The 12648-nt window shown below is 66.2% G+C and carries 12 protein-coding genes, 1 tRNA gene and 2 pseudogenes; 7 read left to right on the top strand and 8 right to left on the bottom strand.

Going from position 1 to position 12648, the window contains the following annotated elements:
- The first annotated feature begins 87 nt into the window (after positions 1-87).
- From T428_RS0112240 to T428_RS27600, 7 genes and pseudogenes are all read left to right on the top strand, one after another.
- Complete coding sequence (locus tag T428_RS0112240) at positions 88-486, top strand: ArsR/SmtB family transcription factor (protein ID WP_084298716.1); 399 nt, start codon at positions 88-90, stop codon at positions 484-486.
- Positions 483-1497: pseudogene (locus T428_RS27605) on the top strand (cation diffusion facilitator family transporter). Before T428_RS0112240 ends, T428_RS27605 begins: the two are co-directional and overlap by 4 nt.
- 168 nt (positions 1498-1665) lie before the next feature.
- Positions 1666-2247, top strand: a complete 582-nt coding sequence (locus T428_RS0112220; protein WP_084298737.1) for a TetR/AcrR family transcriptional regulator — start codon at positions 1666-1668, stop codon at positions 2245-2247.
- A gap of 129 nt (positions 2248-2376) precedes the next feature.
- Positions 2377-3585, top strand: a complete 1209-nt coding sequence (locus T428_RS0112215; protein WP_025736701.1) for a lipid-transfer protein — start codon at positions 2377-2379, stop codon at positions 3583-3585.
- A 34-nt stretch (positions 3586-3619) separates the two neighbouring features.
- Positions 3620-4054 carry a type II toxin-antitoxin system Rv0910 family toxin gene (locus T428_RS0112210; RefSeq protein ID WP_025736700.1) on the top strand — a complete coding sequence of 145 codons (435 nt, stop codon included), beginning with the start codon at positions 3620-3622 and terminating at the stop codon, positions 4052-4054.
- A complete protein-coding gene (locus T428_RS0112205) occupies positions 4051-4938 on the top strand; it encodes a MaoC/PaaZ C-terminal domain-containing protein (RefSeq protein ID WP_025736699.1) in 888 nt (295 codons plus the stop codon). Before T428_RS0112210 ends, T428_RS0112205 begins: the two co-directional genes overlap by 4 nt.
- A 2-nt stretch (positions 4939-4940) precedes the next feature.
- Positions 4941-5243 (top strand): annotated as a pseudogene (locus T428_RS27600) (SDR family NAD(P)-dependent oxidoreductase); the annotation flags it as partial.
- Here the strand turns inward: T428_RS27600 and T428_RS35410 are convergent.
- From T428_RS35410 to T428_RS0112170, 8 genes are all read right to left on the bottom strand, one after another.
- Entirely contained in the window at positions 5209-6156 is a 948-nt protein-coding gene (locus T428_RS35410; RefSeq protein ID WP_281173779.1) for an AMP-binding protein, read from the bottom strand. The pseudogene T428_RS27600 and the gene T428_RS35410 sit on opposite strands and share 35 nt — an antisense overlap.
- A complete protein-coding gene (locus T428_RS35405) occupies positions 6138-6764 on the bottom strand; it encodes an AMP-binding protein (RefSeq protein WP_211243940.1) in 627 nt (208 codons plus the stop codon). The genes T428_RS35410 and T428_RS35405 overlap by 19 nt, the downstream gene beginning before the upstream one ends.
- Positions 6765-6799: 35 nt before the next feature.
- Positions 6800-7795, bottom strand: a complete 996-nt coding sequence (locus T428_RS27590; protein WP_245604885.1) for an aldehyde dehydrogenase family protein — start codon at positions 7793-7795, stop codon at positions 6800-6802.
- Between the two features lie 470 nt (positions 7796-8265).
- Positions 8266-8338: transfer RNA gene (locus tag T428_RS0112190), tRNA-Ala, on the bottom strand.
- A 50-nt stretch (positions 8339-8388) separates the two neighbouring features.
- On the bottom strand, positions 8389-9396 hold the full coding sequence (sepX, locus tag T428_RS0112185; protein ID WP_051465227.1) for a divisome protein SepX/GlpR: 1008 nt from the start codon (positions 9394-9396) through the stop codon (positions 8389-8391).
- A 201-nt stretch (positions 9397-9597) separates the two neighbouring features.
- Complete coding sequence (locus T428_RS0112180) at positions 9598-10251, bottom strand: GNAT family N-acetyltransferase (protein ID WP_025736697.1); 654 nt, start codon at positions 10249-10251, stop codon at positions 9598-9600.
- A gap of 21 nt (positions 10252-10272) precedes the next feature.
- Positions 10273-11565, bottom strand: coding sequence for a molybdotransferase-like divisome protein Glp (glp, locus tag T428_RS0112175; protein WP_025736695.1), 1293 nt, complete (start codon positions 11563-11565; stop codon positions 10273-10275).
- 97 nt (positions 11566-11662) lie between these two features.
- Positions 11663-12577 carry a UTP--glucose-1-phosphate uridylyltransferase gene (locus tag T428_RS0112170; protein ID WP_025736693.1) on the bottom strand — a complete coding sequence of 305 codons (915 nt, stop codon included), beginning with the start codon at positions 12575-12577 and terminating at the stop codon, positions 11663-11665.
- Positions 12578-12648: the final 71 nt, after the last annotated feature.

The following is a 12648-nucleotide window of genomic DNA, read 5'->3' as shown; positions in this document are numbered from 1 at the left end:
GCGCTCAGGTCGGCCCACACGCACACTGGCAACCCTGAGCTTACTCGGCGGACGCGCCCGGCCCGGGCCTTCCACTATTATCTACGTATGAATGCAGATAACGCTGCAGCGCCACTCGCGGAGGATCAGGTCGGCCTGATCGTCGAAGTCTTTCGAATGTTGGCCGACCACACCCGCATTCAGGTGTTGTGGGCGCTGACCGAGGGCGAGTCGTCGGTCAACGACCTCGCCGAAAAGGTGGACAAGCCCGCGCCGTCGGTGTCGCAGCATCTGGCCAAGCTGCGCATGGCCCGCCTGGTCCGCACCCGCCGGGCCGGCACCAAGATCTTCTACAGCCTGGAAAACGAACACGTCCGCCAGTTGGTCATCGACGCGGTGTTCAACGCCGAGCATGCCGGCCCCGGCGTGCCGTCCCATCACCGCGGCGACCCGAACGTGCGGGGCATCACCGCCGAGCGCCGGGCGCGAAAGGCCAAGGCGCGATGAGCGATCACCAGCACGAGCACCCGAAGGGATTGCGGGGTGCGATCAAAGAAATTTTCGCGCCGCACTCGCACGACTCCGCCGACAGTTTTGACAGTGAGCTGGAATCCAGCGCCGACGGCATCCGCGCGGTCAAGGTCAGCCTGCTGGTCCTGGGCGCGACCGCCGTCGCGCAAATCGTCGTCGTGATCCTGTCCGGCTCCATCGCGCTGGCCGCCGACACCATCCACAACTTCTCCGACGCGCTCACCGCCGTCCCGCTGTGGATCGCGTTTGCGTTGAGCACCAAGCCCGCAACTCGGCGCTACACCTACGGGTTCGGCCGATCCGAAGACCTCGCCGGACTGTTCGTGGTCGCCATGATCACGCTGTCGGCGATCGTCGCCGGGTATGAGGCCATCGAGCGGCTGATCACTCCGCGACCCATCGAGCACCTCGGCTGGGTCGCCGTGGCAGGAGTTCTCGGGTTCATCGGAAACGAATGGGTGGCGCTGTACCGCGTTCGGGTGGAACGCCGCATCGGCTCGGCCGCACTGGTTGCCGACGGCCTGCACGCCCGCACCGACGGCTTCACCTCGCTGGCGGTGCTGATCGGCGCCGGCGGCGTGGCGTTGGGCCTCCCACTTGCCGATCCGATCATCGGTCTGGTGATCACGGTGGCCATTCTGGGGGTGCTGCGTACCGCGGCGCGTGATGTGTTCCGCCGGCTGATGGACGGCGTGGATCCGACGTTCATCGACACCGCCGAAGCACGCTGGCCGGCCGGGGGTGCTATCGGTGCGGAGCGTCCGGATGCGCTGGATTGGGCACCGGCTGCACGCCGACGCCGAGCTCGACATCGATCCCGCGCTGAGCTTGGCTGCCGCACACGAGATTGCGCACGCGTCGGAACACGATCTGATTCACGCGGTGCCGAAGCTGACCACGGCGATGATCCACGCCTATCCCGCCGGCGGCACCAATGCGGCGCAGCGACATCGCGATCACATCGCGTCACACCCTCATCACCACTGAAGCGCCGCACCAAGTTTACGTGCCGAGTGGCATGTCCTGGGCCCGACGCGAGGCCCGGTATCATTATGCGACGGCGCACGCGCGTGTACCGTCGAGCGAGGTGTAACCGTGGCAGCAGATGGCAGTGCGGGCGCCGTCCGGCGTACCCAGGCCGAGCGCAGCACCGCCATGCGTACCCGATTGCTGGACGCGACGGTCGAGTGTCTCGTCGCATACGGATATGCGGGCATCTCGACGCACCGCGTCGTCCAACTCGCGGGTGTGACCCGCGGCGCACAAGTGCATCACTTCCGGTCCAAGGAAGACCTCGTGGTGGCCGCGATCGAACACCTCGCAGAGCAACGTACCCAAGCTGCGATCCGTGAACTCGGCCGCGTGAGGTCGACACCGGACCCAGTTGCGACGGCATTGAACTATCTCTGGGAATCCCATCAAGGCCCGATATTCGCTGCGACAGTGGAGCTTTGGATCGCCGCCCGGACCGACCCCGCCCTGGCGACGCAGGTGGAGCGTGTCGAGCCCATCGTGAACGGTGCGATCATCGCCGCCATCGCCCAGCTGCTTCCCGAACACTCCGCACAGCGCGAGCTGCGGGACATCCTCTACACCGCCATGGATGCGCTGCGCGGGATCTTGGTGTCCAGTTTCGGTGATCCCGATCCGAAGCGGGCCCGGCGGCGCTGGGATCGCGTGTGCGTCCATCTGCGTGCGCTGTTGGCGAACATGCTCGACGGCGCGCCGCTCACCTGACGTCGCGCTCGCGCCGCCCTGCCCCGCAGTGGGTACCGAATCCGCCTCACCTCGGCATTGGGCACGGGCGCTTGAGTTATTTACAAACCACTTGATATGTTTCTTCCTCATCGAGCGGAAGGAGCCCTGGTGTCGCGAAGAGTCTTCGTCATCGGTGTCGGCATGACGAAATTCGAGAAACCCGGACACCGGGAAGGCTGGGATTACCCGGACATGGCCCGGGAGTCCGGAACCAAGGCACTCGCGGACGCGAGGATCGACTACTCGGAGATCGACGAGGCCTATGTCGGTTACGTGTACGGTGTCGGTTACGTGTACGGCGAGTCGACGTCGGGTCAGCGCGCCGTGTACGAGCTGGGGATGTCGGGCATCCCGGTGGTCAACGTCAACAACAACTGCTCGACCGGCTCGACGGTGCTCTACCTCGCGGCACGGGCGATCCGCGGCGGCCTGGCGCAGTGCGCACTCGCACTTGGATTCGAGAAGATGCAGCTCGGTTCCTTGGGCTCGACCTACGACGATCGCGCCCAGCCGATGGAGAAGCATATCCTCGCGATGGCCGAGATCTCTGAGGTGCTGTTTCCGCCCGCGCCATGGATGTTCGGCGCGGCGGGCCGCGAGCACATGCGGCAATTCGGCAGTACCGCAGAACATCTCGCGAAAATCGGCTACAAGAACCACAAGCATTCGGTGAATAACCCGTACGCGCAGTTCCAGCACAAGTACTCGCTCGACGACATCCTCGGTGCGCGGGTGATCTACGACCCGCTGACCAAGCTGCAATGCTCGCCGACCTCGGACGGCTCCGGCGCCGCAATCCTTGCCAGCGAGGAGTTCGTCGACAGGCACGGGTTGGGCGGACAGGCCGTGGAGATCGTCGGGCAGGCGATGACCACCGACTACCGGAACAGCTTCGACGGAACCTGCAAGGCCCTCATCGGCCACCACATGAATGTCGCTGCGGCACATCGGGTCTATGACCAATGCGGGCTGGGCCCCGACGATTTTCAGGTGATCGAGCTGCACGATTGCTTCTCGGCCAACGAGCTGCTGCTTTACGAGGCGCTCGGCCTGTGTGGCGAGGGCGAGGCGACCAAGCTGATCGACAATGGGGACACCACCTATGGCGGCCGCTGGGTAGTGAACCCGTCAGGTGGCCTGATCTCCAAAGGCCACCCGCTGGGCGCCACCGGGCTCGCACAGTGCGCCGAACTCACCTGGCAGTTGCGCGGCTCTGCCGGCGCACGGCAAGTCGAGAACGTCACCGCAGCACTGCAACACAACATCGGACTGGGCGGCGCCGCCATCGTCACCGCCTACCAGCGTGCCGAACGCTGAGCGGCCAGCGCAACGATCGAAGGAGACACGAGCAATGGGACACATCGAAGCGACCCGCGAACTGTCCGCCGCGCCCGCGGCGCTGTGGGCGACCGTCGCGAACCCCCACACCTGGAACGAGTGGTTCACCGTGCACGACAAGTGGATGGAGGAGCCGCCCGCCACGCTGAGTGCCGGATCCACGATGTCGGCCAAGATCGTCATGCTCGGCATGGCCAACAAGATCGACTGGACCGTCGACACCGTCGAGGCGCCCACCCGCCTGGTGCTCAGCGGAACCGGCATGGCCGGCGTCAAAGCGACGTTCGAATTCATCATCGTGCCCGAAGGTTCTGGATCGCGGTTCACCGTCGCCGGTGACTTCGAGGGGGCTCTGGTCAAGGGCGCGCTGGCGAAGGCGGTCCAAAAGGACGGTGTCAAGCAACTCGACAAGAGCCTCGACGCACTCGACGCCCTGGCCGACGCATGAACACGGCACAGGACCTCGGCAAGCTGGAGTTCGACGACAGTGGCCTCGACAAGTGGACCGAAGAGGAACGCTTCGAGGCCACCGCCGAACGGCTGGCCGAGTACGCCGCTGCCACCAACGATCCCATCGAGGCCCACCGTCGTGGTGCCATCGCGGCGCCCGTGTTCGCGATTGTGCCGGTGTTCGAGGCGTTGCTCATCCCGGCCGTCGACGTCCTTCCCGTGGAACTGATCCCGCGAGTGGTGCACGGGGAGCAGGACTTCCACTTCCACCGCCCGATCAAACCGGGCGACAAGCTGGTGTCGCGCGCCAAGATGATCGGCTACCAGGGGCTGGACAACGGCACCCGCGCCGCGATCATGCTCGACTGCCGCACGGAGGACGGCGAACTGGTCAACGAGCAGTACGTGACCACGTTCATCCGCGGCTACAACGTGGGACGCACGGTCGGTGCACTGAGCCCCGATCACAAGTTCGACGAGGCGCTGCGTGACCGGGACCCGATAGCGATCGTGCGTCAGCACGTCGACAACGATCAGACCTTCCGCTACTCGCTCGCCTCGGGCGACCCGATGCCGATCCACCTCGACGAGGAGGTCGCGATAGCTGCGGGTCTGCCCGGCATCATCGCCCATGGTCTGTGCACCATGGCGTTCACGTCGTGGGCGCTGCTGACGCAGGTGGGCCACTCGGATGTGAACCGGCTCAAGCGATTCGCGGTCCGCTTCGCCAAAATGGTGCTTCCCGGCGACGACCTCGAGACGCGGATCTGGGCGAAGGACACATCCGGCGGCAGCACCACTTACATGTTCGAATCCACCCGGGTCGGCAGCGACGGCCAGAAGGCCATCACCGACGGACTCGCCGTATTCGAGGAGTCATAGCGATGGGACAGCTGGACGGACGGGTCGCGGTCATCTCCGGCGCCGGGCGCGGTATCGGACGCGAGCACGCACTGCTGTTCGCCGCAGAAGGTGCCCGAGTCGTGGTCAACGACCTCGGCGGCAGCAATTCGGGCGAAGGCGCCGACGGCGGGCCGGCCCACGAGGTGGTCGACGAAATCCGCGCGGCCGGCGGAGTGGCGGTGGCCAACACCGAGAGCATCGCCACCTGGGACGGCGCCAAATCACTTGTCCAACAGTCGATCGATGAATTCAGCCGGCTCGACGTCGTGGTGAACAACGCGGGGGCCACCACCTCGCCACGCGTGACTCAAGATGCTCCATGATTTCTTGGGCCGCCAATGTCACGCCCGCCCTCACCACGACACAGGCCAGCGGGCGCTCAACCCAGCGCTCGTGTGGGATTGCGATGACGGCCGCTTCAGCGACCTTGGGGTGAGCCATGATCTCGTTTTCCAGCTGCACCGAACTGATCCACTCACCACCGGATTTCACAAGATCCTTGGCCCGGTCCACCAGCAAGAGGGGGCCGTATCGGTCGCACATCCCCACATCGCCGGTACGCAGCCAGCCATCGTCGGCGAACGACGCATGATCGTCGTCGGTGTTGAAGTAGGCGCCCGCGATCCACGGACCCGCGGCTTGCACCTCTCCGACGCTGCTGTTGTCCCACGGCATCTCTGCGCCCGTCTCCGGGTCGACCAACCCTAGCTCCACTAGGGGTACCGGTGGGCCCTGACGGGACCAGGAATCGGCCTTCTCGTCCGCGCTCAGCACATCGTGCTGAGTCCGCGGTGTGCACACGGTGGCCAGCGGGCTAGTCTCGGTCATGCCCCAAATCTGGGTGACCGGACGGCCAATCGCGTCCTGATAGTCCCGCGAGAGTGCCTTGGGTACCGCCGACCCGCCGCACAAGATGCACCGCAGGGCCGAGAGATCGTACCCGCGGAGCAGCGGGGCGATGCCCATCCAAATCGTAGGAACTCCGGCGGTCACCGAAACTTTGTGGGCGGCCAGAAGCCCCAGCAGCGCCCGCGAGCTCATATTCCGGCCAGGGAGCACCAGGCTTGCGCCGGCGAGCAGAGCCGCATACGGCAGGCCCCCCAAATTCGCATGGAACATCGGGACAATCGGCATCACGACGTCGCGTTCACTCAAGCCCAGCACGTCAGCGCCCAACGCTACCAACGAATGCAGCACTGTCGAGCGATGTGAGTAGACCACATCCTTCGGGTTGCCAGTGGTCCCCGACGTGTACACATTGCCGCAGCCGCGTTCTCGTCCTCGACTTTGAAGTGCCCTTGATACGGCTCATACCCGGCCAGCAGCTGGTGGTAGCGAAGGACGCGCCGACTATCGGGGATTTCGTCGTCCGACCCATCCTCGATCACAACGAAGTACTGCACCGCGGCGAGTTGATCGGCCAGTGGCCACAGCAAGCCCAGCAGCGACCGGTCGACGAAGACGATCTCGTCCTGCGCATGATTGGCGATATACGTAATCTGCTCGGGAAACAACCGAGTGTTCACGGTGTGAAGTACGCGGCCCGCGCACGGAACCGCCAGGTACAGTGCCAGATGTTGTTCGGTGTTCCAGCAAAACGTCGCTACCCTCGCGTGTCGCCCGATGCCCAGCCCGTCGAGCGCCGCGGCCAATCGCCGAACCTGGTCACAAACGTCTGCGATCGTCGAGATGGACACCTCTGTGCCTGCATTGGCTGTGATGACCTTTTTGTGCCCGAAGTACCGTTCCGCACGATGAAAGATGTTCGGCAGCACCAGCGAACGGCTCTGCATCAACCCGAGCACGACAATCCTTTCTGGCAGCGGTCAACGGTTCCACGTCAGCCGGGTAGTGCTATCGACTTGGTCTCAAGGAACTCAGCAAACCCGTCCATGCCGAATTCACGACCGAGTCCACTTTGCTTGTATCCCCCGAACGGGGTATCGGTCGCCAGCCATACCGCACCGTTGATTCCCACCGTTCCGGTGCGGAGCTTTCGTGCGATACTCATGGCACGTTCCGTGTCTCTACTGTGCACGACCGCCGACAAAACATAGATGCTGTTGTTGGCGATCTGCACCGCGTCTTCGTCGCCGTCATAGGGGATCACCGCAAGGACCGGGCCGAAAATCTCCTCCTGTGCGATCACTGCATCCGGGGCGACGTCGCAGAAAAGAGTGGGCTCGACGTAGAAACCCGCGGGCAACGACTCTGGGGCACCACCGCCGTTCATAAGTCGCGCTTCTTGCTTTCCGACGTCGATCAAGCTCAGAATCCGCGCTCTTTGTTTTGCGTTGATCACCGGCCCTACCACCACCGCTGGGTCGGTCGGATCGCCGCACCTTAGCGCTTCAAACACGGCTTGCGCGACGTCCAAACCTTCGTCGTATCGGTTGCGCGGCAACAATAGTCGTGTCGCCAGCGCGCAGCCCTGGCCGGCGTGTGCACACACCCCGGCGATGTTTGCAGCCAAGGAAGGCAGTTCCGCGTCATCGAGAACAATGTTTGCCGATTTACCGCCGAGCTCCAGGCACACTCGCGTGACGTTGTTGGCCGCCGCGGCCATGATGAGTTTTCCCACGGCTGTCGATCCGGTGAACGTGATCATGTCGACTCTGGGATCGAGGACCAGCGCTTCGCCTAGCAACGGGTCGGTGCCGGTGACGACGTTGACGACGCCCGGAGGAATATCAGTGTGCTCGGCGAAGATTCGGCCGAGCTCAGTGCCACTCCATGGAGTATCGGGGGCGGGCTTGAGGACCGTCGTGCAACCGGCAGCCAATGCGGTTGCCACTTTGAAGATGTTGAGTGGTAACGGGAAATTCCACGGGGTGATCGCACCGACGACACCAACAGGCTTGCGCAGGACGGTGCGCCGCGACGTGACTCCCGCAAGCGTCTCGCGCGCAGCGATCGACGTTTCGTAGGGATAGGAAGCGGCCAGATTCGCCCAGTAAGAACCGAATCGAGAATGGTGTCAAGCCAGATCGAATGGGTGAGAGCGACGGGGACACCAGCCTCTTGAACAAGGATGTGACGCAGGAGCTCCTGTTCGGCGTGCAAGCCCTCGTGCAACTGTCGCAAGCAGTGGGCCCGGAGGGAGTGATCATGCGACCAAGAACTGTTGTCGAACGCATGCCGTGCGGCGGCGATCGCGGCCATGACGCCGCGCGTCGGTCAGCGCGCATAGGCCACGTGCGGACTATAGGAACGTCATGGATACCACGCGCCTCGATGACGCGAATCTTCGAATATGGGGCCCACCGAACGGGCGGAGTTCGGTGAGAAGCCAGGCTGTCCGGAAAGTGGAGCTAAGGGGAATCGAACCCCTGACCTACTCGATGCGAACGAGTCGCGCTACCAACTGCGCCATAGCCCCTGACCGCTAGCAGGCTACCAGTTCCGCGACAACGCCAGCACCAACAGGCGCTACTGGCCGACGGCGCGGAGCAGGTCCCGGGGCCAGCCGTAGTGGCGCTGCGGCATCGCGTAGTCCAGGTGCTCGAAGATCGGGTCCTCGTCATCGATCTCCAGCACCACCGCGCCGGGGCGGCGCAGCCGCGACGGCACCACGTCGTAGTCGCGGTCGCGGGTGTTCTCCACGCCCATGCGCGCGCGGGCCATTCGCTGGGTGCGACGGCGGCGGATCCTCTCCTCGATCCTGGTCTGCCGGCGCAGATAGCCCAGGTAAAGCACGGTGATCGCAGTGGCCACGCCGCACACCCACCAGGCCGTCCGGCTGATCTCGAACGCGGCCGTCGCCGAGCCGACCAGGACGACGGCCATCACCATCAGCACCTTCTTGCGAAAGGCGTACTTGCGGGCACTCACAGCGGCCGCGGTCTTGGTGTCGAAGCGGAGCCGGCGCTGGGCGCTCGACGGCACCACGCGCTCGCGCACGCCCACCTCGTCGTCCTCGGCCTCGGGCTCCAAACCGGACGAGTCCTCGACGTATTCGTACTCGTCGTCGAGGTGGTCCTCGTCGTGCTCCTGTTCGTCCACCGGGGTCTCGACGGCCGCGGCGCTGGCTCCGGCCGGTAGGGCGTCCGAGTCCTCGACGACGTCGACGTCCAGATAGTCGGGCTCGGCCGGCTCGGCCGCGGCCACCCGCATCACCACCGGACGGGCGGGGCGCAGCTCCTCGGTCTCGGCATCGCGGTCGTCGTGGGCCCCAGCGTGGTCATCGTGGTGCTCGGCGTCGTCGAAGTCCTCGTCGACCGGGTCTTCCGGCTTCCAGTCCGGATCGCTGCGGTGGCCGGCGGCCGGACCGCTGCGCCGCAGCAAGCGGGAACCGGCGCCGTTGAGCACCCGGGTGGCCAGCGCCACGTCGCTGGTGCGTCGCACGGCGTCGCGTTTGCTGATCAGCATCGGTACCAGCACGAACAGCCAGAGCACCACGAGCGAGATCCACAACAACGACTGCGGGATGCTTGGCATGATGACCTGCTCCTTCTGGTCGGGATCCCCCACGAGGCCGATCGTTGACCCGCGCGGCCGGGACCTGTGACCAGCGCAATTACACACCTGTAATTTGCCTCAATCAAGCATCACACGCCACATATGTCACGCTAGCCACAGAATTATTGCGGTTTCGGCACGGCGGCGGGTCGCCGAGCACCGAAACGAAGCGTCGACAAGTTACGCCCAGCGCGCGTGCCCGGCGCGGACCAGCGTCGACGCGACCGATCCGTAGACCTCCTCGGCCGTGATGGCCATCAGGAGATGGTCGCGCCACGCCCGGTCGACCTCGAGGTAACGCCGTAGCAGGCCCTCCTCGCGGAAGCCGACCTTGGCCAGTACGGCCCGGCTCGCCACGTTCTCCGGACGCACGGTGGCCTCCACCCGATGCAGCATCACCGGCCCGAAGCAATGGTCCAGCCCCAGCGCCAAGGCGCCGGTGGCCACGCCGCCCCCGGTCGCCGCGCTGGGCACCCAGTAGCCGATCCACGCCGAGCGCAACGCGCCGTGGGTAACGTTGCCGATGGTCAGTTGCCCGCAGAACTGCCCGTCCAACTCGATCACGTACGGCAGCATGCGGCCGTTGCGGGCCTCGGCACGCAGGCCCGAACACAGCGCCGGCCACGCCGCGACGGTGTGCCGCATCGCCCAGTCACCGTCGGAAGTCGGCTCCCACGGTTCCAGATGCGCCCGGTCGGCCAACCGGTACCGGCTCCACTGGGCGCCGTCGCGCATCCGCACCGCGCGCAACCGCACCACACCGGCGGCAACCCGCAACGGCCCCACCGGCGAGGGCCAACCGGGATGACGGGTGTGGGAGCGCAAGAGGTTCACGAGCGTGCGCAGTCGTTTGCGTCAGCCGCGCTGGGCCAGGAACGCGACGTCGACGATCTCACCGGTCCGGATCTGTTCGGCCCCACTGGGAACCACAATTAGACAGTTTGCCTCAGCCAACGTCGCGAGCAAATGCGACGACGCCCCCGGTCCGCCGCCCAACGCCTGCACCAAATATTCGCCGCTGTCCTGGTCGCGCATCAGCTGGCCGCGCAGGTAACCCTTGCGGCCGGCCACCGACGTGATCGGCGACAACGTGCGCGCCTGCACGATCCGGCGCATCGGCTGGCGCTTGCCCAGCGACAGCCGGATCAGCGGCCGCACCATCACCTCGAAGACCACCAGCGCGCTGACCGGGTTGGACGGCAGCAGGAACACCGGCACGCCGTCGCGCCCCAGCTGCCCGAATCCCTGCACCGAGCCGGGGTGCATCGCGACCCGGACGACCTCCATGTCGCCCAACTCAGACAGCACCACCCGCACCGCCTCGGCCGCCGCACCCCCGACCCCGCCGACGATCACCACGACCTCGGCGCGATTGATCTGGCCCTGGACGATTTCGCCAAGCTCCGCCGGGTTGTTGGGCACGATGCCGACCCGGTTGACCTCCGCACCGGCATCGCGGGCCGCGGCCGCCAACGCATAGGAGTTGACGTCGTAGACCTGCCCGTTGCCCGGGGTCCGCGAGATGTCGACCAGCTCGCCGCCCACCGCCATCACCGAGACCCGCGGGCGCGGATGCACCAGCACCCGCTCCCGGCCGACCGCCGCGAGCAGGCCCACCTGCGCCGCACCGATGATCGTCCCGGCCCGCACCGCGACATCGCCGGGCTGGACGTCGTCGCCGGCGCGCCGCACGTAGGCACCCGACGGCGCCCCGCGCAGGATCCGCACCTTCGACGTGCCGCCGTCCGTCCAGCGCAACGGCAGCACCGCGTCGGCCAGCGTGGGTAGCGGCGCCCCGGTCTGCACCCGGACCGCCTGCCGCGGCTGCAGCCGGCTCGGCGTCCGGGCGCCGGCCTCGATGGTCCCCATCACCGGCAGCACCAGCCCGCCGGCGCTGTCCTCGTCGGCCATCGGGTCGCCGGTCTCGTCGAGCGCAAGATCGTCACCCACTTCGCCGACACCCAGCACGTCGACGCTGCGCACCGCGTAGCCGTCGATCGCGGCCTGATCGAAACCGGGCAGCGGCCGCTCGGTCACCACTTCTTCGGCGCACAACAATCCCTGCGCCTCCGCGATCGCGACACGGATCGGGCGCGGGGCTACCGCGGCCGCCGTTATCCGGGCTTGCTGCTCCTCTACCGAACGCATCAGCCGCGCCTCCCTGCCGTCAACACGCCGTATCGGGCCCGGTGAACGGACCAAGCCCGATCGCCCGGTCGTTCACCGGGCCCGGCATGGCGGCCGGCTACTGCTCGTTCAGGCCCAATCGCGCCACCAACCACCGCCGCAATTCCGGGCCGTAGTCGTCACGATCCAATGCAAAGTCAACCGCAGCCTTGAGGTAGCCACCAGGATTTCCCAAGTCGTGTCGAGATCCGCGATGCACGACGACATGAACCGGGTGTCCCTCTTTGATCAGCAGCGCGATCGCGTCGGTGAGCTGTAGTTCGCCGCCGGCGCCGTGGTCGATGCGGCGCAGCGCGTCGAAGATGGCGCGGTCGAGCACGTACCGGCCGGCCGCCGCGTACAGCGACGGGGCGTCGGCGGCCTTGGGTTTTTCGACCATGCCCTTGACCTTGAGGACGTCGGAACTGTCGGCACCCGGCACGGCCTCGACGTCGAACACACCGTAGGCGCTGATCTCTTCGGGCGTGACCTCGATGGCGCACAACACCGTGCCGCCATGGTCGGCGCGCACCTTGGACATCGTCTCCAGCACGCCGGTCGGCAGCACCAGGTCGTCGGGCAGCAGCACCATGACGGCGTCCTCGTCGGGCGTCAGGGTGGGCTCCACGCAGCTGATGGCGTGTCCCAATCCGAGCGGCTCGGCCTGCACCACCGACTCGACCTTGATCAGCGCGGGCGCGCGACGCACCTTGGCCAGCATCGCCTTCTTGCCGCGCGCTTCAAGCGTGCCCTCCAGCACCAGGTCCTCGACGAAGTGCGCGACGACGCCGTCCTTGCCCTCGGAGGTGATGATCACCAGCCGCTCGGCGCCGGCCGCGGCCGCTTCCTCCGCGACCAGCTCGATGCCCGGCGTGTCGACGACGGGCAACAGCTCTTTGGGCACCGTCTTGGTGGCCGGCAGGAATCGCGTGCCCAGACCGGCTGCCGGGACGATCGCCGTGTACGGGATCGGGACTTCATCTGGCCGTGACATCGTTCACACCATAGCGCTCAGAGGGGTTGCCGCCGTTGCATGGCAGGCCGAATACCCATGCTGTCATCGTT

Source organism: Mycobacterium genavense ATCC 51234, assembly GCF_000526915.1.
In the GTDB taxonomy this organism is placed as follows: domain Bacteria; phylum Actinomycetota; class Actinomycetes; order Mycobacteriales; family Mycobacteriaceae; genus Mycobacterium; species Mycobacterium genavense.
The sequence above is the reverse complement of the archived record's forward strand: the minus strand, read 5'-3'. Positions and strand labels throughout refer to the sequence as shown.

Bases quoted from the DNA above. Each gene is read 5' to 3' on its own strand.
- T428_RS0112240 (WP_084298716.1), top strand. From the start codon at position 88: ATGAATGCAGATAACGCTGCAGCGCCACTCGCGGAGGATCAGGTCGGC.
- T428_RS0112220 (WP_084298737.1), top strand. From the start codon at position 1,666: ATGCGTACCCGATTGCTGGACGCGACGGTCGAGTGTCTCGTCGCATAC.
- T428_RS0112210 (WP_025736700.1), top strand. From the start codon at position 3,620: ATGGGACACATCGAAGCGACCCGCGAACTGTCCGCCGCGCCCGCGGCG.
- T428_RS0112205 (WP_025736699.1), top strand. From the start codon at position 4,051: ATGAACACGGCACAGGACCTCGGCAAGCTGGAGTTCGACGACAGTGGC.
- sepX (WP_051465227.1), bottom strand. From the start codon at position 9,396: ATGCCAAGCATCCCGCAGTCGTTGTTGTGGATCTCGCTCGTGGTGCTC.
- glp (WP_025736695.1), bottom strand. From the start codon at position 11,565: ATGCGTTCGGTAGAGGAGCAGCAAGCCCGGATAACGGCGGCCGCGGTA.
- T428_RS0112170 (WP_025736693.1), bottom strand. From the start codon at position 12,577: ATGTCACGGCCAGATGAAGTCCCGATCCCGTACACGGCGATCGTCCCG.